This window comes from Klebsiella sp. P1954, from assembly GCF_018199955.1.
GTDB lineage: Bacteria > Pseudomonadota > Gammaproteobacteria > Enterobacterales > Enterobacteriaceae > Klebsiella > Klebsiella pneumoniae.
Genome location: NZ_CP073373.1, coordinates 5,385,028 through 5,403,534, shown reverse-complemented (window position 1 = coordinate 5,403,534; position 18,507 = coordinate 5,385,028). Strand labels below are relative to the sequence as shown.

Here is an 18,507-nt window from a genome sequence, read left to right as displayed (position 1 = left end):
CTTCGTTATGACTCCTTCTCTTCTGGTGGCCGATAATTTAACACATCGCCAACCCTTCCGCGCAGGTTTGGACTGCCTGAAAAATAAGAGCCGTGATGCTCGCTGGCGAAGAAATATCCTTGTGGTTCAGTAAAATATATCCGGAATGAGTAAAAGTTCCGCAATCGCATGCAATGTGCAAGAAAAGTGACGTTTACCTCTTGCCACATCCCCTCCCTGCCGCTAATATGCGTCCCCGTTGTCACCACAACATTGCGTTCGTAGCTCAGTTGGTTAGAGCACCACCTTGACATGGTGGGGGTCGTTGGTTCGAGTCCAATCGAACGCACCATAATGCGTTTATAGCTCAGTTGGTTAGAGCACCACCTTGACATGGTGGGGGTCGTTGGTTCGAGTCCAATTAAACGCACCATAATGCGTCTGTAGCTCAGTTGGTTAGAGCACCACCTTGACATGGTGGGGGTCGATGGTTCGAGTCCATTCAGACGCACCAATCATTTTTCCTTCTGTAATTCCTGAATTTTATCACCTGCTCCCCGTTGGTATTGCTGACTTAAAATGTTGTGTATTGGCAAAGCGTTTTCCTTGCATAGTCCATACTAGTCCACATGAGTGCTAAGGAAGCCAACCCTTTTAATGAGCATCAAAAATCGATCAACAGACCACGCCGTTTAATTTCTTAATGATAATCATTCCATTCATCATAAATATATGCATATGCAAATCGATATATCAGATCCCCCACCAGGAATTCCACAACTGAAAGTAAACCCCAGAGAAATTTATATTCATTTACTGAGAAAAAAAGAACCAACCAGCCAGCGCGATACCTGAAGCACCTAATCCCATCCCAGCCCCTCTGATAACACGGGAAAACAGGATGAGTAATGTTCGTTTTATATTCATAATCCACCAAAGAAATATTCACATATTTTGTTAAATTCTGCTGGATTCTTATCACTGGCCATACACGCTGTTTCGAAAGGTTTTACAATATCCTCAACATGAAAATACAGAAGATCCAGATCTCCCAGATTTTGTAGTTTATCATGCAGTACCGGATTTCTGCGCTTCAGATATTGGGACGTGTATATTGCTCTGGATGTTTCAGCTCCAACGGATAATAATAATCCGGCAAGACCTCCTGCAAAAAAAGCGGACACTCCTCTTGAGGCGTTCCCCTCTTCCTCATCCCGCTCCGCGTCAGGTGCTGCGGCTTCGGTCCTGCCGCCATATGGGTTAACAGTTGCTGATTCAGCAGGCTGTCGATATTGCGCCCCCCCGGTGAACAACCATCCGGTAGCGTGACTGCCCCGGCGGTTGCTTTACCAAACTGGTTACATCGTTTATCAGCCTGTTCCTCATCGCTTCATTCCATCTTTTCTGGCGTTAAGATTCATCATTACGTCCTCCATTCGTTACCCTTCGCCATCCCACCCACTGGCCGCGCTATCGCACCCGCCTGCTTTCGCGAACGCTACCGCCCGTCGCTGTCTCCCTACAGGAACCCAAAGCGCACTGGGTAAGGCAGAACGGTGATCTTTTATTTAACGCCCGGAATAGCAGTCGCTCAGCAATACATGCACAAGAAAATCCCGTTCGTATCCGCGTACTGCCGGAGTATATTCAGTTTGAATTCAGCGGAATCTCGGTTCAGATCGCGAGTGACTGCGTAATGCTGAAAAAGACGATAAGCAGAATAAAACAAATAAACTGATAATATTTTGTCATGCGAGAGAAGGAAGCTGTCTGGACGCAGGGCCGAAGCAGTGGCTTCGTAACAACAATATTCCATACTGATAACTATTCCCTGGTGTAAAAAAGCGAGCGCGCGGTACAACAGGGAGGAAACCATGCCACAGTAAAATAAAGAAAGTCCAGCCCCGACCGGGCCAGACTAACTTTTTAAGATTAACGCCCGAATTACATTGAGAATTTACATATAAATGACCTGAGCTATTGATCATCTAATAATATAGCGGACGGATCGCACACATCCAGAATAAGCTACGAAAACGCACCATGAAATACATTGCTGTCCTGATTTATATCAGTAAATCCCCCCCGACCGTTATATCGTATAACAGCTCATATTATCCAGGCGATCCTGACAGGGATAATATTCCCCGACCATAAAGCGCAGCGGCAGCTTGCGCACCTACCGTCTGACAGACAAGTCCCGCATATTGCCTTCAGACAAGGCGATGACTGGCCTGCGCCATCGCCAGGGCATCTTCCCCTGCCGGCAGCCGCGAAGGGGCATCAGGATCGTGCACCATTCGCCAGACGGCCTGAGCGACATCGGTCGCCTGCGTCACGCTGGCGTTATCCTGCATGCTGTCGAAGATCTGCTGGCCGAGCGCCGCATAGCTCTCCGGGAGCTGCCCCACCGTCCGGCGGGCGTTTTCCCCGAACCGGGTCTGCGGGGCGCGTCCCGGGAGGATCAGCCCAACGCGAATATTAAAAGCACGGAGCTCCAGCGCCAGCGACTCCGTGAAGGCATTCACCGCCGCCTTACTCGCGGTGTAGACAGCCAGCAGGGGCATCGGTTGCAGGGTGACCGCCGAGGTAATATTAACGATGGTCCCGCTTCGGCGCGCTCTGAACCGGGGGATCACCGCCTGGGTCATGGCAATCGTTCCCAGGGTATTGGTGGCAAACAGGTTGGCTATCGCCTCGCGCGGGGCGCCCTCGAGGGCATTAAGCATCCCCACCCCGGCATTGTTAACCAGCACATCAATCTCTCCGGCTTCGGCAATGGCCTCTGCGATACTCTGCGCCGAAGTGACGTCAAGGCGTACCAGCCGCAGGCGGTCGCTGGCGGGTAACACACCTTCCTGCGGAGCGCGCATCGTGGCAATAACCTTCCAGCCTTGCTCGAGAAAATAACGCGCCGTCTCCAGGCCAAAACCCGATGAACAGCCGGTGATCATTATCGTTTGCATATCTCTGTCTCCGAATGGCTTCTTCCTTTTCATCATAGACAGGCCGTGCCGGACGATATAGGGTCAATAATCCATCATTCTTTAGCAGGAGTCCGGAAATGAGCGATCCGCTGGCGGAGGTCATCGCGATGTTAAATCTCAGAGCGGTGCTGACCAAAACCATCGAGGGGGCGGGAGACTGGCGAGTCCGGCGCTCGGATCAGGGGTTGTCATTTTATGGCGTCGTGCTGGAAGGCGGCTGTCGGCTGGAAATTGACCAGCATGAGCCGCAGATCCTGCGCGCCGGGGATTTTATTCTGATCCCGGCGGCGTACCGCTTCTCGCTAACCAGCCTGACCCCGCCTCCTTCACCGGCGCTGGAAACCATCCCGGTGCAACTGGCGGAGGGACACTTTCGGCTGGGCGCCCTCGACAAGCCTGCGCAGATGCAGGCGCTGATTGGCCACTGCGCTTCCGGTTCAACGAACGCCAGCCTGCTGGCCTCGCTGTTGCCAGCCTTTGTGGTGGTCCGCAATCAACCGCGGCTGGCCACCTTTGTCGGGCTGCTGAAAGAGGAAGCGCAGGCGGATCGCGCGGGCAAATCTTTCGTTCTGGCGCGAATGGTTGAGCTGCTTTTTATCGAGGCCATTCGTTCCTCCGGCACGCTCGCGACCCCCGGTCTGATGCGCGGGCTGAGCGACCCGCGGGTCGCCCAGGCAATCCGTCTGCTGCATCAGGCCCCCGCCAGACGCTGGACGGTCAACGCCCTGGCCGCCGACTGCGCGCTGTCTCGCTCGACGTTATTTGAACGCTTTACCGACCTGACCGGGATGACCCCGATGGGCTATCTGTTAGGCTGGCGAATGACCCTGGCCATGCAGTGGCTGAGCGAGACGGGCATCAGCATTGCGGATATCGCCGAGCGCATCGGCTATGGCTCGGCCAGCGCGTTCAGCGTAGCTTTTACCCGTTATACCGGGATATCGCCGGGCAAATATGCCCGCCAGCGGGCGGCGCTAAATGTCTCCCGACCAGCTCTGACTTAACCTGCCGCAATCTCCGTCTGCAGCCAGCGCTCAAACATCTGCAGCGCTGGCTCCCCCTCCCCGCCGCCGGGTTTGATCAAGCAGAAGCGCTTAGCCAGCGTCGGGGAGCCCGGCCACGGGGCGGCCAGCGTTCCGGCGCGCAGCTCGCTTTCCACATACATCTTCGGCACCAGGGCCACTCCCTGCTGACTTAGTACCGCGGCGATCGCCATCTCATGCAGATCGTAGCGCGGCCCCTGGGCGGGGTTATCCAGCGCCAGACCGCACTCACGGGCATAGTGCAGCCAGGCGTCCGGGTTTTGCCGCCGGTGAATGCGCGTTAGCCGGTTAAGCAGCCCCGGAAGATCGTCATCCGTCAGCAGCGCAGCATGGCAGACCGGCAGCAAATACTCCGCAAATAAAAACGTCACCTCCATTCCGGTCCACGCCGGGTGTTCAAAATGGATAGCGGCATCAAATCCGCTTCCCGGCAGAATGAAGGGATCGCTGCGGGCGGCGATATTGACCACGATATGCGGATGCTGCGCCGCAAAGCGCCCGAGCCGGGGAATTAACCAGCGGCTGGCGAAGGTGGGGAGCACGGCGATCTCCAGACTGCGGCCATCGACGGGCATCCCGCTGACGTCATGGGTGTCCCGTTCCAGGCGAGCGAGGATCTCGCGGACCTGACGAGCATAGCGGGCGCCTGCCGGATTGAGCCGCACCCGGCTCCCCGTCCTGTCGAAGAGTTTACTGTCGAGGAGCGCTTCCAGACGGGCAATCTGCCGGCTGATGGCCCCTTCCGTTAACGCGAGCTCCGCCGCCGCGCGGGCAAAGTTGCCGTGACGAGCCGCGGCCTCAAAAGCCAGTAGCGCAGCGCTGCTGGGGATTTTACGACGCATAGCCAATGCTCCTTGTGCAGGCTCACCGAAAGTCAGTGACAGAATATCACTGAACCTTGAATTAACATCGTTTTTCAGCGCCATTTTTAGCCGATAGGATGATGAAAACTCACTAAAGCGCCTTGTGCGCCACATCATCTGTTCATCGAGGTCACTATGCTCTATGTCGTCGAATGCGCCTACACCGATCCCCAAAGCGAAGCGGCGTGGAATACCTTTTACAATCAGGAAAAACTACCGGCGCTGGTCTCTGTGCCCGGTTTCTACGCCTCCCAGCGCTTCCGCGCTCTCAGCGAGGGCTGCCCCTGCTACCTGGCGCTGCACGATATCCACGATGCTACCGTCATCGACAGCGACGCCTACCGCCGCAACGGCGGCGGCCATTTTGCCCGCTGGCAATCGGCGATCGCCGACTGGCATCGCCACCTCTATCTAACGAATAATACGCTGCGGGAGGTTGCCCCGGATGAAGTGCTGCTGCTGGGCGATACCGCGGAGGACTTGCCCGTCGCTGCGCCGATACTCCTGCAGCCAGGCGGCCTGGCGACCGAACAAACCCGGTATGCCGCCATCCTCCCACGAGACAACCTGCATCACCTGGCCACGACTGCCGCCGTCTTTATCTATCAGCCCATCACCGCCCGGTTACGCAACCCGGCGCAGCGCGCGTGAGGTCGCCATGTCACCTGCTCCCTTTTATACGTTGACCGCTGGCGACCTGACGGTGACTGCCGTGAGTGATGGTCTGATGTCAGCGCCGCTGTCCTTACTCTCGGGTATCTCGCGGGAGGAGGCGGAACATCTGCAGCGGCATTCAGGATTAGCCTCGCCGGAGACCATTGCGATTGGCGCCTATCTGATCCGCGGTCGCGGGAACACGGTGCTGGTGGATACCGGCACCGGCGGAGCCAATGGCGTTGGCGGCGAACTTATCGCCAATCTGGCGCGGCTCGGCGTTGGTCCTGAGGAGATCGACGCCATCCTTCTGACCCACGCCCATCCGGACCATATCGGCGGCCTGCTGTCCGCCGCTGGTACGCCAGCGTATCCCAACGCCACGGTGTTCCTGCCTACGCGGGAAAGCGCTTACTGGCTGGCAACATCCACGTTCGACAACGCCAGCGATCGCGGCCGGCGCAACGTGCTGCTTGTTCGCCGTGTACTGGCGAACTGCGCGGCGCAAATCAGCGGGGTTGATGATGAGGAGGTGATCGCCGGGATCCGCCCGTGCCCTCTGCCCGGCCATACGCCCGGGCATACCGGGTATCGTCTCGAAGCGGGCGATACCTCGCTGCTGATCTGGGGGGATATCGTCCATTTCCCGTCCATTCAGTCTGCGCGGCCAGAAGCCTCGGTCGCCTTCGACGTCGATCCTGAACAGGCCCGGCGTACCAGGGAGATCCTGCTGCGCCAGGCCGCCAGCGAACGGTGGTTGATTGCCGGTATGCATCTTGGCCTGCCGGGATTCGCCAGAGTGGAGAACACCGCCTCAGGCTATTGTCTGCGCTCGGTGTGATCGTTGAGCAGAACAATGACCACAGTAAAACCCCGGTCGCGGCATGAGCACGACCGGGGCGTTTTGTCCGGGAAAGTGGACGAGCCGTTAACCGCGGCTCTTCCAGCCTTTTTTACTTTTGCAGCTAGCTTTGGTGGCGACCCACGGGTGACGTAGCTGAGTCAACTGAAGATCCTGGGAGGCCGGGCTGGCCGACCAGCGTTTGTTGCACAGAGGCTTACGAGTTGCAATGACCATAAAAACGCTCCTAAAAAAAAATGAACCATTCCCTGGGTAGTTCCACAAGTTCAGAATTAGCGTATCACCGCGTAACGGAAGTTATTTCAATCTTTGTTTTAGAATGTAAATGGTCATCGCCCTCTGAAATAGCTTAAATTGATCCAAATCAATTTAAGTGCATTTATTTTTCGATGCTACCTATATTTTCAAGCGCTTACCTTCGCCAGTCGCCTGATTAAGACTTTTCCTATACCGCATAATACAACAGAATCAAGCGATATTATCAGATTTTTATTCTAGTTATGTATGGCTGTGTGGTTATTTGTTTTGATTATTCTAACTGATAAAATTCACTTGGTCAGTCAGCAGCGGGCAGGTACTCTGCACCGGCAAGAAGAGGATTTGTCAGGGAGTTGTGGATGACTAAAGGCTATAAACTACTTGGCTATAAGTTAGCGGATAATATTTTCTACTGCCTGCATCATCGGGAAATTATCACGCTGCGCGGGACACGGACGCAAGTCCAGCTACGCAGCACCATGGCCTGTTTACTGGAGTACCTGCTGGCGCACGGCAGAGAACGTCTGGTCAGCGATGAAGAGTTAATGATTAACGTTTGGGAAAAAAATAATCTCCGCCCTTCCGCGCAGCGCCTATGGCAGGTTATTCAGAGCTTAAAGTCTCGCTTACACCAGGCTGGCGTGGAGAGCGCGTTAATCATCCGCGTTAAGTGTGCGGGGTATTATATTAATAACGTTTACGTAGCCGAAATTTATTCATACAAACCGCCGGGGATGATGAATTATATAAACACTTCGCCTGCTGATATGAATAAGCTTCTGGTACGCAGCTAATCCCCTCCCCGCGCCGTTTACATCGCCAGCAACAGGGTTTATTCGTTGAATATTTTAATTCACAGCAATAATATTTATTTTAATATCGGTATCGCCCAGTGTTTTCGGGATATTCAGAAAACAGCGCCCGAATTAAAGGTTATTCACTCCCTGCCCCTCAGCCATCTTCCAGAACTGTCCGGGCTGGATGTGATTATTTTGTCACTGGAAAACTATCATGATTACCTGGCTGCCGCTGAAATCGCTCAGCACTTTCAGGGCCTGGTCATCGGCTTTACGTCAGCCGGCAACGTAAGGCGCGGACGCCCCTTTTTCGCGGATACCCTACTGTGGGTCAGCCAGCGCGAAGCGGTACGTGAAGTGAGCCGCCTTCTGCGCTGCCTGGCCGAGCGCCGCTGGCCACTCGTGCCGCGTCACCAACGTCAGAGCGTTTCTTTCCGTCAACGAGCCCCGCTCAACCGCCTGGAGATGCGGATGATTGATGCCACCATGAAGGGTCAGTCGGTTCATCAAATGGCCGCTACGCTGGGGATTAATCGCAAGCGGGTCTATAACGGCCTGGAAAGGATTAAAGTGAATTTCCGCCTGGTCAGTCATAGCCATTTTCATCATTTCATGACCGACAGGCTCTCTTTTAGTCGCCTGTCTGCCGACCTCCGATGCCTGACCACAGCAGCTAATGCAACCCTGCCGCCGCGCGCAGCCTCGCGGCCGGCGGAAAATCATTCATATTATTTGAAATAGTTTCGCAAATTGTTTTGATTTTAGGCTCCAGCAATCAAGCGTATTCTTTATCACATCAGGGCAACAGGCCCTTTATCAGACACCAAATTAAGGAATACGACCATGAAATTCATCAAAACTTTCGTTGCTGTTGCTGCGCTGTCTCTGTTCTCTGCTGCCAGCTTTGCTCAGAGCGTCAGCGCCACTGCCTCCACGCTGGACCGCGCGGAAGCTAAAATTGCCGCCCAGGCCGCAGAACAGGGTGCATCCTATAAAATTACCAGCGCCCAGTTTAACAACCGTGTTCATATGACGGCTGAACTGAGCAAATAAACCCTTGCCCCTAAACGTTTCCTAAAGCGCCGCCTGGACGGCGCTTTAGTTTTTCCCCCTTCCTGACATTTCCCGGCAGGTCCATGCGGCATTCGCCGGATCCCGGACAATACTGACTCTCAGCACAAAAAGAGCCTGATAGCAATAAATACCCGATTGGCTGGATTATCTGCGGCTTGTCGGCGTAAAGCGGAGAGGTCTGTCGCCGCGAATCAGTCGGAGGCCTTCCGCTGTCTGCAAAGCGGCGCCCATTTTGGCAAAATTTGCGTGGCGTGGTGAGGGTTTGCAGGGCCTCCGTGCCCTGGAAAGACTTTATTCGAAAAAGACGTCCGGATTTTCCGACAGCGAAACAAAGGATTTCGTGTTTTTATCCAGCGCCTGAATATCGCCGGTTTCGATGTCGTAGAACCAGCCATGCAGGCGCAGGGTATGGTCGCGCAGACCAACCGCCACCGAAGGATGGGTCTTGATGTTATTCAGTTGGGCGATAACGTTTTCCTGCACCATGCCGTTGACCTTATCGGTTTCGCTAGCCCAGGTTTTCTTTTCCACCACCGCTTTCGCGGCATCGGCATAGCGTAGCCAGTGAGACACCGCAGGCATCGGCTCAAGGCACTGACAGGTGGCGATCGCTTTCATCGCGCCACAGTTGGAATGGCCGCAGATCACGATATCCGTCACGCCCAGCGCAACCACGGCATATTCGATGGTCGCGGAAACGCCGCCCGGCTCCGGCCCGAAAGACGGCACGATATTCCCGGCATTACGAATGACAAAGAGCTGTCCCGGCTCCTGCTGGGTAACCAGTTCCGGCACCAGACGGCTGTCAGAACAGGAGATGAAAAGCGCTTTGGGATTCTGGCTGGAGGCCAGGCTGCGGAAGAGTTCTTTACGCTGGGGGAAGATCTCTTTCTGGAAGTTGAGGAAGCCCTCAATGATATGTTGCATAGCAGTGTCTCTTCTCTGTAGTTATTACGGTATGACAAAGATCACAGTTATTCAGTTTACCATCGATGACAAGAATGGGAATCGTTATTCAAACAGTTGCGCAGAAAACGCGCGCCGCCAACGCCTGCTTCTCCCCGTCTAATACACACCTTTTTAACGTGCTTTCCTGAACCAGTTTGCTACTCTGTCTGCTCCAACCGTCCACACGTTACCGACCGCCTGCCTGCGGCGGACATAACAGGAGTCGCTATGTTCCTATCCAGCCTGATGGCCATTGCCGCGGTGCTGATCATGGGCGTGATCAGTCCCGGCCCAAGCTTTATCTTTGTCGCGCGCAATGCCGTCGCTCGCTCGCGTCTGCACGGTATGGTTACCGCCCTCGGTACCGGCGCCGGTGCGGCCATTTTCTCCATTATGGCGATGCTGGGCCTGCAGAAGGTGCTCACCGCGGTGCCGGAGCTGTTTATTGGTTTGAAGGTGGCGGGCGGGCTCTATCTGCTGTGGCTGGGCTATAAAATTTTTCGCGGGTCGGCGCAGCCGATGGACTTTTCCGCCAGCGGGATGGCCGGCAACCGCTCTTTGCTGAAGACCTTTCGCGACGGGCTATATACTCAGCTCAGCAATCCCAAAACGGCGCTGGTGTTCGCCTCAATTTTTACCGCCCTGCTGCCGGCGCAGATCCCCACCGCCTTCTATTACATCGTGCCGCTGATGAGCTTTCTGATCGACGTCAGCTGGTATTCGCTGGTGGCGCTGGTGCTGTCTGCCGACCGCCCGCGGCGCGTCTACCTGCGGCTGAAGCGGCGGATCGACATCGCCACCGCGACGGTGCTGGGGGCGCTGGGCCTGCGGCTTATCGCCACCTCCCTCACCCGCTAGCGGGTTACACGGTATAGATGCGAATATCGTGCTGCTGAAAGGCAACGCGATATTCGCGACTGATATTCTCTTCCACCACCAGCACATCGATATCGCTGCTGGCGGCCACCACAAACCGCGCTGCTGCCGGAATTTTATCCGAAGTCAGACCAACAATAATTTCGCTGCACTGTTTAATGACCGCTTTCTTGAACTCGCAGTCGGCATAGTCAAAGCCGGTCAGGCCCGACTCTGGCGCCATCGCGCAGCCGCCGATAAACCCTTGGTCGAATAACATGCCCTGCACCTGAGCCACCGCCGCGGCGCCGACGCAACCGCCGCTCGCGCGCTGTACCTGGCCGCCAAGGATCACCACGTCATACAGCGGTTTTTTCACCAGTACCGCGGCGATCTCCGGCGAGTTCGTTACCACCGTCAGCGCCAGCTCGGTGGGCAGCGCCTCGGCCATCGCCAGATTGGTGGTCCCGGTATCAATGAAAATAGTGCCGCCGGGCTTCACCAGCCGGGCACACTGTTGCGCGATCCTGAGCTTTATCGCGCGGTTTTTATCTTTCCGCTGACTGTAATCCCCCGCTTCCGGCAGACTCAGCACCGCCCCGCCATACACCTTTTTACAGAATCCCTCGCGGCTGAGCTCATGCAGATCGCGGCGGATGGTATGCTCCGACACCTGAAGACGCGCCGCCAGCTCCGCGCACACCACTCTGCCGTTTTCCTGCAGGATCTGGCAAATCAGCGCTTGTCGCTGTTGAGGGAAAGCAGCATAATCGAGCATAACACAATCCTTAAATGATCAAAACCGAGCAGTAGCAAGCATGATCGTCTGCCCTGCTCTGGTTGTCAACGTTCCTGCCCGGAGGTTTACCATGAAAATTGCCCATTTCGCCCTGTGGACCCAACAGCTCGACGTCCAGGCCCGCTTCTGGGTGGACTTCTTTGCCGCCAGCATCAATGAAAAATACCTTAGCCAGACCAACCCCGGCTTTGCCTCCTATTTTGTTACTATCGACGACGAGGTGGTGATCGAGCTGATGACCAAGCCTGGCCTGCAGCAGGCCAGCGCGGATAATAACCATACCGGCTGGGCGCATCTGGCCCTCTCGGTGGGCGGGGCGGAACAGGTCGATGCCATCGCCCAACGCGCCGGGGCCGCCGGAATACTGATTTCGCCGCCGCGCACCACCGGCGACGGCTATTATGAGGCGGTGATCGCCGATCCCGATGGCAACCTGATCGAAATCGTCGCATAGTCAGCAGAACGCCAGTATTCAGGAGGCATCCATGGCACATTACCGGATTATCGACACCGCATCCTGGCCCCGCCGGGACCATTTCACTTTTTACCGCCAATTCGCCAACCCCAGCTTTAATCTCTGCGTGCCGATAGCGGCGCAGCGCCTGTACGAATGTGCGAAGGACCGTCGGGTCTCGTTTTTTCAGCTCGCGCTCTATGCCCTGCTGCGCGCGGCCAACGGGGTACCGCAGCTACGCCAGCGCGTGCGGAACGATGAGGTGATTGAATATGACAGTCTGGCAGTAATGACGCCGGTGATGACCGTCGGAGAGGGATTCCGTCAGGTGTGGTGCGACAATGCCCCCGAGTTCACCGCCTTCAGCGCCGCGGCCACGCCGAAGATTGTCGCGGCAAGAGAGACATCCCCGGCGCCGCTCATCGTCGATGGCGAGCATTTTATCTGCGCCAGCTGTCTGCCATGGCTCCACTTCACCTCGATGACCCATGCGGAATATGCCGTCGGCGCGGCGGTCCCCGCGCTCACCTGGGGAAAATTGCAGAATGGCGTTATCCCGGTGGCCGGGCGGTTTAACCATGCCTTCGTCGATGGTCTCCACGCCAGCCGCTTTTATGCCCTTGTCGAAGAGGGATTTAATGACCCCGAGCGGCTCTGGTTGCCGCTAACCGAAACCGCACCCTCCCTGCTTCCCCCAGCGGCGAAGGAGCGCTAACGTCTGCCCGGAACTGACCGCCAGGTGGCCTTACTCCCTGCACGGCGGTCGGTACGGGGCCACTATCATCGTTCCCTTTCAGCCGGCGAATATCGCGCAGGTGTGACGCCTGTTCAGAACCTCGCGATTGAAAAGCTGGGTCGCAGACAGCATGCTGACCAACCATCATCAGACAGCGGAAACCACTGCTTCATAGCCATAAAATGGGATTATATTGCCGATCCTTTGCTAAGGATAATTAGTTATAAATCATAGCGTTTCAGTGTTAGACAGGGCGAAGTGCGCCTCTTATCTTTCGTCATGAATTGTAAATAACCACGCAATCATTTGATGAGGTAGCACTTTTGTCCAGATTACAACAAGGATTAAAAACCAGACAAACCCGCTTCGCCCTGGCGCTAAAAGTGGCCCTGCTCGGCGGCGTGGTAGCATTTTCTTCTGCTGTCTTTGCTGAGGGTCTCCTGAAAGAAGGTATCACCCCGGCCACTGACGCCAGCCAGATCCCGGCCAGCGCCAAACTGCGGAAAGACACGGTGGTGGCCGGGATCTCCGAGCCGCAGGGGATCTTTAACCCCTACTTTTTCGTCAACGGCTGGGATGAGAACGTGACTAACGTCATTTTTTCACGCCTGATCGACTGGGACAGTCAGGGTAAGCTGGTCCCGGGACTGGCGGAGAGCTGGACGGTCAGCCCGGATAACAAAGTCTATACCATCAAATTGCGCCCTGGTCTCACCTTTAGCGACGGCTCACCGCTGACGGCGGAAGATGTCGCCTTTACCCTGACGGTCCTGCTCGACCCCAGCTATGATGGCGATACCGACATCACCCTGGCCAATATCGCCGGCGGGACGGACTACAAAGCCGGCAAAGCTGACAGCGTCAGCGGCCTGAAGGTCATCGACCCGCTCACCCTGCAGGTGACCACCACGCAGCCAGGCGCCACCACGCTGGCCAAAATTGGCGGGCCTGTACTGTCGAAAGCCTGGTACGGCAAAGGGTATCAGCGGGGAAATCTCGACTATCTGCGCTCACTGCACGGCAAGCCGCTGGGCAACGGCCCTTACGTGTACGACAAATACATTCCCGGTCAGGAAATTCGCTTCCATGCCAATAGCCATTTTTACCGTGGGACGCCGCCAACGCCGCGCTTTATCTATCGCGTGACCAATCCGTCCACCAACTTCCAGCTGTTCCAGACCGGGGAGACCGACTACGACGCCTTTACCTCGCGCCCCGACGATATTGAGCAATTGAAGATGCTCGGCTTCGCCAATATTAATCTTTACGGCTCCAGCGACTACAGCCAGGTGGAATTCAACGTGCATCGCCCGGCGCTACAGGATAAGCGGGTGCGCCAGGCGCTGATTTACGGCCTGGATAGGCAGAAGCTGATTGACGTTGTCTATCAGGGATACGGCAAAGTCGCCATCGAACCGATCGCGCCGATCTCCTGGGCCTTTAACGCTGAAGGCGTCAACCCTTACCCTTACGATCCGGCCCAGGCGAAAAAGCTGCTGGATGAGGCCGGCTGGAAAGCTGGCGCCGACGGTATCCGCGCCAAAGACGGCCAGCGCCTGGAGCTGACCCTGCTGGTGAGCAAGAAGGTACTCAACGATGCGCTGATCCCCATCGCCAAGGAGAACTGGCGGCAGATCGGCGTGCTGCTTAAGCCGCAGGTGGTGGATTTCAACGCCCTGATGGCGCAGCGCAAAGCCGGAAATTACGATTTGGCCTCGTTCAGCACCAGCACCCTCAACGACCCGCACGACGGGGTATGGGATTTCTACAGCAGCGAAGCTAAAGAGTCCGGCTACCATAACGCGGAAGTCGATAAGCTGATTAACGCCGGCAACGCGGTGCTCGACATTGAACAGCGCAAGCCGATCTACCACCAGCTGTATAAAGTGCTGGCCGACGATCCGCCGGTTATCCTGCTCGGCTATCGCGAGATCCTTTCCGCCAGCAGCGCCCGCGTCAGCGGCTTTAAGCCGGATATCTACAACGGCCTGACCGGCAGCCTGCCGGATGTAAAAATCGTCAAATAAATCCCTGGCCGCCGGGTTAACCGGCGGCTGATGTGAGACCGTCATGAGAAATTTCATCCTGAGGCGCCTGCTGCAAACGCTGCCGATGCTGCTGCTGGCCTCCTTCATTATTTTTTTGCTGTTTGCCAAAACCCCCGGCGACTTTATCGATGGCAATATCACCCTGACCGCCGCCCGCGCCGCGGAGCTGAAGGCGATCTACGGCCTCGACCAGCCGCTATTGACCCGCTACCTCCACTGGCTGGGACAGTTGCTGCGCGGTGATTTAGGCTTTTCGCTGCAGTATCAGATCCCGGTCAGCCAGTTGCTCAACCAGTACATCTGGAACTCTTTTCTGCTGGCCAGCGTCGCGCTGGTCTTTTACTGGGGCATCGGCCTGGCGGTCGGCGTGGTTTCTGCCCTGCGACCCGGCTCCTGGTTTGATCATCTGGTGAGCGTCGCGGTGTTTGCCGCCATGTCGTTCCCCACCTTTTTCCTCTGCCTGCTGCTGATTAAATGGTTCGCCGTCGATCTCCACTGGCTGCCGGTAGGCGGGATGACCAATACCGGCAGCGACGAGAGCGGCTGGCAGTATGTGCTGCAGGTGGCTGCCCACCTGGCGCTGCCGGTGCTGGCGCTGGTGATGCTGCAGGCGGGCAGCCTGACGCGCTATGTGCGCGCCAGTATGCTCGACGTGGTGAAAATGGATTTTATCCGTACCGCCCGTGCCAAGGGGTTGCAGGAGCGCACGGTGATCCTCAAACATGCCCTGCGCAACGCCCTGCTGCCGATTATCACCCTGCTGGGCTTCGAGCTGCCGGGGCTGTTCTCCGGGGCGATCATTACCGAAAAGGTATTCAACTGGCCGGGGGCGGGCCACATTCATATCGACTCGCTGGCCGCCCGCGACTATCCGGTACTGATGGGGTTTACCCTGTTTCTGGCGGTGCTGACGATCGTCGGGAATCTGCTCGCCGACGTGCTGTACGCCTGGGCCGATCCGCGTATTCGGGTGAGGTCATGATGATCCAGTCTTACTTAGCTTCCCGTCGCCGCCAGCGGCAGGCGGCTATCCCGGCGCTGGCGCACATTACTCCCTCTCCCTGGCGCCAGGGGTGGCGACAGCTGCGCCGTAACCGGCTGGCCATGTTCTGCCTGCTCCTGCTGGCGGTGATGGCGGTGTGGTGCGTGCTGGGGCCCGTCTGGTCGCCGTGGAGAGATGATGCCACCGACGCCCTGAGCATCAACCAGCCGCCCGGGGCGGAACACTGGCTGGGGACCGATTTCCTCGGTCGCGATGTCTACACCCGCCTGCTGCTGGCCGGGCGCATCTCGCTGGTTATCGGCCTGCTGACCATGGTGATGTCGGTGTGCCTCGGCTACCTGCTCGGCGCCCTCTCGGGTTACGTCGGCGGGTTAACCGACAAACTGATCATGCGCGTGGCCGACCTGGTGATGACTATCCCTGGGTTACCGCTATTGATCGTCGCCGGGGCGATGCTTTCCGAGCTCGATTTTTCGCCGGACTCGCGCATTTATATGGTGGTGGTGATGCTCAGCCTGCTGGAGTGGCCCCGACTGGCGCGGCTGGTGCGCGGGCAATGTCTCTCCCTGCGCGAACGCGATTTTATGCTGGCCACCCAGGTGCTGGGCCTGTCGGCGCGTCGCCGGCTGTTTGGCCACCTGCTGCCGAATACCATTCCGATTCTGGTGGTGATGGCGACCATGGCCGTCGCCAACGCCATTCTCAGTGAATCCGCGCTGAGCTATCTCGGCCTCGGCGTGGTGCCGCCGACGCCGTCGTGGGGCAATATGATGGATGCCGCTAACAGCCTGATCGATTTCCAGCGCCGCCCCTGGCTGTGGATGCCGCCGGGCATCGCCATCTTTATCACCGTGATCGCCATCAACGTGCTGGGCGATGGCCTGCGCGACGCCATGGATCCCAATATGAAACCGAGGCTGAAATGACCACGCCGTTAGTCTCCTTTAATCATCTCTCCGTCTCTTTCGCCGGCGAACGCTCTCGCGTGCGCGCGGTGCAGGAGGTCTCTTTCACCATTCAGGCCGGGCAAACCGTTGGCGTGGTGGGTGAATCCGGCTGCGGCAAAAGCGTCACCGCCATGGCGCTGATGGGCCTCCTGCCGCCGCAGACGGCGCGCATCGACGGCGGCGAGATCCGCTTCGCGGACCGCGATCTGCTGCGGCTGAAAGCCAGACAGATGGCCGATCTGCGCGGTCACCAGCTGGCAATGATTTTTCAGGAACCGATGTCGGCCCTCAACCCGGTGTTGACCATCGGGGAGCAGCTGTGCGAACCGCCGATCCGCCACCTCGGCGCCACGCCGAAAGCCGCCTGGCATCAGGCCATCCAGCTGTTAAGCGAGGTCGGCCTGGCGCGCGGGGACAGCCTGATGACCCGCTATCCTCACCAGCTTTCCGGCGGCATGCTGCAGCGTGTGATGATCGCCATGGCGCTGAGCTGTCGGCCCAAACTGCTGATCGCCGACGAACCCACCACCGCGCTCGACGTGACCGTGCAGGCGCAGATCCTACGCCTGCTGCGGGATCGGGCCCGGGCCAGCCAGATGGCGATGATGCTGATTACCCACGACCTGGGGGTGATCGCGCAGATGGCCGAGCAGGTGGTGGTGATGTATGCCGGACGAATTGTGGAACAAGGCGCCACCGCGGAAGTGCTACGGCATCCTCAGCATCCCTACACGCGGGGGCTGATCGCCTCCCGACCGGTGCCCGGTGAGCGGCGTCGGCGGCTGTACTCAATTCCCGGCCAGGTGCCGGATCTGGCCGCCCTGCCGGAGGGCTGCGCCTTTGCCGGGCGCTGCGAACGGGCGACGCCGCGCTGCCGGGAGGCGATTCCGCCGCTGCTCGGCGAGCGCCAGCGGGCCGCCTGCTTTTATAGCGAATTTGCGGAGGCGACAGCATGAGCGATCGCTATGTTATTGAAGTGGATGGATTGAAGAAGTATTTTCCGCTGCGCGACGGCCTCTTTGGCCAGCAGACCGGCGAGCTTCGCGCGGTGGACGGCGTCAGCTTTAACATCCGTCCGGGCACTATTTTTGGCCTTGTGGGTGAGTCCGGCAGCGGCAAAACCACCGTCGGCCGAACCCTGCTTGGCCTGTACGAGAAGAGCGCCGGCAGCGTGAAATTTCACGGTCAGGAGCTGGCCGACCTGACCGCGCCTGCCCTGCGCGCTATCCGGCCCAGGATGCAGCTGGTGTTTCAGGACCCCTATAGCTCGCTGAACCCGCGGCTGCGTATTGGCGACGCGATTGGCGAAGCCATGCTGGAGCACAAACTGTGCGCCCGCAATGAGCTATATGACCGGGTGATCGACGTGATGAAGATCTGCGGCCTGGCGCCGGAACACTATGCCCGCTTCCCGCATCAGTTCTCCGGCGGCCAGCGTCAGCGGATCGGTATTGCCCGGGCGCTGATCCTCAACCCGGATTTTATCGTCGCCGATGAACCCATCTCGGCCCTTGATGTGTCGATTCAGGCGCAGATCATCAATTTGTTTTCCGACCTGCGCGACAACCGCGGGGTCACGTTTCTATTTATCTCCCACGACCTCGGGGTGGTGGAGCATTTATGTGACGATGTGGCGGTGATGTATCTCGGGCAACTGGTGGAAAGCGCCAGCCGCGATGCGCTGTTCAACCGCCCCCTCCATCCCTACACCCGCGCCCTGCTGGCTGCGGTGCCGACCCTCGACCCGCACAGCGAACCGCAGGCGCTGGTGCAAGGCGAGATCCCGGATCCGGCCAATCCCCCCGCCGGCTGCCGCTTTTCATCCCGCTGCCCGCTGGCCAGCGAACGTTGCCGCAGAGAGCCTCCGGCGCTGCGCGAGGTGGCCCCGGGCCATCGGGTCGCCTGTCATTGGGTCGCATCCTGAGCGCGGTCAATGGGGTTATTTATTTCTAAACAACCGACCGATTGTGCGCGGCAGCGCCAGGATTTACTATCCGCCCCGTCTTGTGAGACGCGCGATAAATGAAGCGGAACATCTTTGTACTCTTTTGCCCAATGGCTTCGGGCATTTTTTCTCCACGACCGGGAGCGATCCTCCCGGCGAGATATTTAGCGGGGCGCGGTCGCCCGTCTGTCAAAACGCAGCAATGGAATTGCTCGTCCGCGTCCCGCTACCCTTTTCCCGCCGCTAATTAAATAA

At 57.7% G+C, this 18,507-nt stretch carries 20 protein-coding genes and 3 tRNA genes; 17 read left to right on the top strand and 6 right to left on the bottom strand.

What is annotated here, in order from left to right; genetic code table 11:
* The first annotated feature begins 254 nt into the window (after window positions 1–254).
* The 3 genes from KB890_RS26000 to KB890_RS25990 all read left to right on the top strand — a co-directional run bounded on the left by KB890_RS26000 (window position 255) and on the right by KB890_RS25990 (window position 493).
* Window positions 255–331, top strand: a tRNA-Val gene (locus tag KB890_RS26000).
* Between the two features lie 4 nt (window positions 332–335).
* Window positions 336–412 (top strand) — tRNA-Val (locus KB890_RS25995).
* Window positions 413–416: 4 nt separating this feature from the next.
* Window positions 417–493, top strand: a tRNA-Val gene (locus KB890_RS25990).
* A 409-nt stretch (window positions 494–902) separates the two neighbouring features.
* Here KB890_RS25990 and KB890_RS25985 read toward each other — a convergent pair.
* Both KB890_RS25985 and KB890_RS25980 read right to left on the bottom strand, forming a co-directional pair.
* Window positions 903–1,292, bottom strand: a complete 390-nt coding sequence (locus tag KB890_RS25985; protein WP_223290813.1) for a hypothetical protein — start codon at window positions 1,290–1,292, stop codon at window positions 903–905.
* Between the two features lie 900 nt (window positions 1,293–2,192).
* Window positions 2,193–2,945: an SDR family oxidoreductase gene (locus tag KB890_RS25980; protein WP_004180174.1), complete on the bottom strand. Its 753-nt coding sequence runs from the start codon at window positions 2,943–2,945 to the stop codon at window positions 2,193–2,195.
* A gap of 98 nt (window positions 2,946–3,043) precedes the next feature.
* On the opposite strand from KB890_RS25980, the gene KB890_RS25975 reads away from it, so the two are divergent.
* Entirely contained in the window at window positions 3,044–3,970 is a 927-nt protein-coding gene (locus KB890_RS25975; RefSeq protein WP_004180175.1) for an AraC family transcriptional regulator, read from the top strand.
* Here the strand turns inward: KB890_RS25975 and KB890_RS25970 are convergent.
* Window positions 3,967–4,851, bottom strand: a complete 885-nt coding sequence (locus KB890_RS25970; protein ID WP_004180176.1) for a LysR substrate-binding domain-containing protein — start codon at window positions 4,849–4,851, stop codon at window positions 3,967–3,969. The genes KB890_RS25975 and KB890_RS25970 overlap by 4 nt on opposite strands.
* Window positions 4,852–5,007: 156 nt before the next feature.
* On the opposite strand from KB890_RS25970, the gene KB890_RS25965 reads away from it, so the two are divergent.
* Window positions 5,008–5,523: a DUF4286 family protein gene (locus KB890_RS25965; RefSeq protein ID WP_004180177.1), complete on the top strand. Its 516-nt coding sequence runs from the start codon at window positions 5,008–5,010 to the stop codon at window positions 5,521–5,523.
* A gap of 7 nt (window positions 5,524–5,530) precedes the next feature.
* Entirely contained in the window at window positions 5,531–6,367 is an 837-nt protein-coding gene (locus tag KB890_RS25960) for an MBL fold metallo-hydrolase (protein ID WP_004180178.1), read from the top strand.
* An 87-nt stretch (window positions 6,368–6,454) separates the two neighbouring features.
* On the opposite strand, the gene KB890_RS25955 is transcribed toward KB890_RS25960, so the two are convergent.
* Entirely contained in the window at window positions 6,455–6,604 is a 150-nt protein-coding gene (locus KB890_RS25955; RefSeq protein ID WP_002907802.1) for a hypothetical protein, read from the bottom strand.
* A gap of 401 nt (window positions 6,605–7,005) precedes the next feature.
* Between KB890_RS25955 and KB890_RS25950 the strand changes: the two genes are divergently transcribed.
* From KB890_RS25950 to KB890_RS25940, 3 genes are all read left to right on the top strand, one after another.
* Complete coding sequence (locus KB890_RS25950) at window positions 7,006–7,440, top strand: winged helix-turn-helix domain-containing protein (RefSeq protein ID WP_004143863.1); 435 nt, start codon at window positions 7,006–7,008, stop codon at window positions 7,438–7,440.
* A gap of 45 nt (window positions 7,441–7,485) precedes the next feature.
* The gene (locus tag KB890_RS25945; RefSeq protein WP_004180179.1) at window positions 7,486–8,184 is read left to right on the top strand and encodes a hypothetical protein; all 699 of its coding nucleotides are present in this window, start codon (window positions 7,486–7,488) and stop codon (window positions 8,182–8,184) included.
* Window positions 8,185–8,286: 102 nt separating this feature from the next.
* Window positions 8,287–8,496, top strand: a complete 210-nt coding sequence (locus tag KB890_RS25940; RefSeq protein ID WP_002907807.1) for a YdgH/BhsA/McbA-like domain containing protein — start codon at window positions 8,287–8,289, stop codon at window positions 8,494–8,496.
* A gap of 312 nt (window positions 8,497–8,808) precedes the next feature.
* On the opposite strand, the gene KB890_RS25935 is transcribed toward KB890_RS25940, so the two are convergent.
* Complete coding sequence (locus tag KB890_RS25935) at window positions 8,809–9,444, bottom strand: carbonic anhydrase (RefSeq protein WP_002907811.1); 636 nt, start codon at window positions 9,442–9,444, stop codon at window positions 8,809–8,811.
* A gap of 249 nt (window positions 9,445–9,693) precedes the next feature.
* Between KB890_RS25935 and KB890_RS25930 the strand changes: the two genes are divergently transcribed.
* Window positions 9,694–10,323 (top strand): LysE family translocator, encoded by a 630-nt coding sequence (locus KB890_RS25930; protein WP_002907812.1) that lies wholly within the window; start codon window positions 9,694–9,696, stop codon window positions 10,321–10,323.
* A 4-nt stretch (window positions 10,324–10,327) separates the two neighbouring features.
* Here the strand turns inward: KB890_RS25930 and KB890_RS25925 are convergent, their stop codons facing one another.
* Window positions 10,328–11,098: a DeoR/GlpR family DNA-binding transcription regulator gene (locus KB890_RS25925; protein WP_004180180.1), complete on the bottom strand. Its 771-nt coding sequence runs from the start codon at window positions 11,096–11,098 to the stop codon at window positions 10,328–10,330.
* A 91-nt stretch (window positions 11,099–11,189) separates the two neighbouring features.
* On the opposite strand from KB890_RS25925, the gene KB890_RS25920 reads away from it, so the two are divergent.
* The 7 genes from KB890_RS25920 (at window position 11,190) to KB890_RS25890 (ending at window position 18,231) form a co-directional block, all read left to right on the top strand.
* Window positions 11,190–11,573 (top strand): glyoxalase/bleomycin resistance/extradiol dioxygenase family protein, encoded by a 384-nt coding sequence (locus tag KB890_RS25920; protein WP_004175834.1) that lies wholly within the window; start codon window positions 11,190–11,192, stop codon window positions 11,571–11,573.
* A gap of 31 nt (window positions 11,574–11,604) precedes the next feature.
* A complete protein-coding gene (locus tag KB890_RS25915; protein WP_004175829.1) occupies window positions 11,605–12,288 on the top strand; it encodes a CatA-like O-acetyltransferase, family 1 in 684 nt (227 codons plus the stop codon).
* A 344-nt stretch (window positions 12,289–12,632) separates the two neighbouring features.
* On the top strand, window positions 12,633–14,336 hold the full coding sequence (locus KB890_RS25910) for an ABC transporter substrate-binding protein (protein WP_004180181.1): 1,704 nt from the start codon (window positions 12,633–12,635) through the stop codon (window positions 14,334–14,336).
* Between the two features lie 43 nt (window positions 14,337–14,379).
* On the top strand, window positions 14,380–15,339 hold the full coding sequence (locus tag KB890_RS25905; RefSeq protein WP_004175825.1) for an ABC transporter permease: 960 nt from the start codon (window positions 14,380–14,382) through the stop codon (window positions 15,337–15,339).
* On the top strand, window positions 15,336–16,286 hold the full coding sequence (gene opp4C / locus KB890_RS25900; protein ID WP_020323887.1) for an oligopeptide ABC transporter permease: 951 nt from the start codon (window positions 15,336–15,338) through the stop codon (window positions 16,284–16,286). Before KB890_RS25905 ends, opp4C begins: the two co-directional genes overlap by 4 nt.
* Window positions 16,283–17,263 carry an ABC transporter ATP-binding protein gene (locus KB890_RS25895; RefSeq protein WP_004180183.1) on the top strand — a complete coding sequence of 327 codons (981 nt, stop codon included), beginning with the start codon at window positions 16,283–16,285 and terminating at the stop codon, window positions 17,261–17,263. The genes opp4C and KB890_RS25895 overlap by 4 nt, the downstream gene beginning before the upstream one ends.
* Complete coding sequence (locus KB890_RS25890) at window positions 17,260–18,231, top strand: ABC transporter ATP-binding protein (RefSeq protein WP_004180184.1); 972 nt, start codon at window positions 17,260–17,262, stop codon at window positions 18,229–18,231. Before KB890_RS25895 ends, KB890_RS25890 begins: the two co-directional genes overlap by 4 nt.
* The last annotated feature ends 276 nt before the right edge of the window (window positions 18,232–18,507 follow it).

What these genes read in the sequence shown, in the direction of transcription:
- KB890_RS25980 (WP_004180174.1), bottom strand. Translation starts at nt 2,945, where the DNA reads ATGCAAACGATAATGATCACCGGCTGTTCATCGGGTTTTGGCCTGGAG.
- KB890_RS25975 (WP_004180175.1), top strand. Translation starts at nt 3,044, where the DNA reads ATGAGCGATCCGCTGGCGGAGGTCATCGCGATGTTAAATCTCAGAGCG.
- KB890_RS25970 (WP_004180176.1), bottom strand. Translation starts at nt 4,851, where the DNA reads ATGCGTCGTAAAATCCCCAGCAGCGCTGCGCTACTGGCTTTTGAGGCC.
- KB890_RS25965 (WP_004180177.1), top strand. Translation starts at nt 5,008, where the DNA reads ATGCTCTATGTCGTCGAATGCGCCTACACCGATCCCCAAAGCGAAGCG.
- KB890_RS25960 (WP_004180178.1), top strand. Translation starts at nt 5,531, where the DNA reads ATGTCACCTGCTCCCTTTTATACGTTGACCGCTGGCGACCTGACGGTG.
- KB890_RS25955 (WP_002907802.1), bottom strand. Translation starts at nt 6,604, where the DNA reads ATGGTCATTGCAACTCGTAAGCCTCTGTGCAACAAACGCTGGTCGGCC.
- KB890_RS25950 (WP_004143863.1), top strand. Translation starts at nt 7,006, where the DNA reads ATGACTAAAGGCTATAAACTACTTGGCTATAAGTTAGCGGATAATATT.
- KB890_RS25940 (WP_002907807.1), top strand. Translation starts at nt 8,287, where the DNA reads ATGAAATTCATCAAAACTTTCGTTGCTGTTGCTGCGCTGTCTCTGTTC.
- KB890_RS25935 (WP_002907811.1), bottom strand. Translation starts at nt 9,444, where the DNA reads ATGCAACATATCATTGAGGGCTTCCTCAACTTCCAGAAAGAGATCTTC.
- KB890_RS25930 (WP_002907812.1), top strand. Translation starts at nt 9,694, where the DNA reads ATGTTCCTATCCAGCCTGATGGCCATTGCCGCGGTGCTGATCATGGGC.
- KB890_RS25925 (WP_004180180.1), bottom strand. Translation starts at nt 11,098, where the DNA reads ATGCTCGATTATGCTGCTTTCCCTCAACAGCGACAAGCGCTGATTTGC.
- KB890_RS25920 (WP_004175834.1), top strand. Translation starts at nt 11,190, where the DNA reads ATGAAAATTGCCCATTTCGCCCTGTGGACCCAACAGCTCGACGTCCAG.
- KB890_RS25915 (WP_004175829.1), top strand. Translation starts at nt 11,605, where the DNA reads ATGGCACATTACCGGATTATCGACACCGCATCCTGGCCCCGCCGGGAC.
- KB890_RS25905 (WP_004175825.1), top strand. Translation starts at nt 14,380, where the DNA reads ATGAGAAATTTCATCCTGAGGCGCCTGCTGCAAACGCTGCCGATGCTG.
- opp4C (WP_020323887.1), top strand. Translation starts at nt 15,336, where the DNA reads ATGATGATCCAGTCTTACTTAGCTTCCCGTCGCCGCCAGCGGCAGGCG.
- KB890_RS25895 (WP_004180183.1), top strand. Translation starts at nt 16,283, where the DNA reads ATGACCACGCCGTTAGTCTCCTTTAATCATCTCTCCGTCTCTTTCGCC.
- KB890_RS25890 (WP_004180184.1), top strand. Translation starts at nt 17,260, where the DNA reads ATGAGCGATCGCTATGTTATTGAAGTGGATGGATTGAAGAAGTATTTT.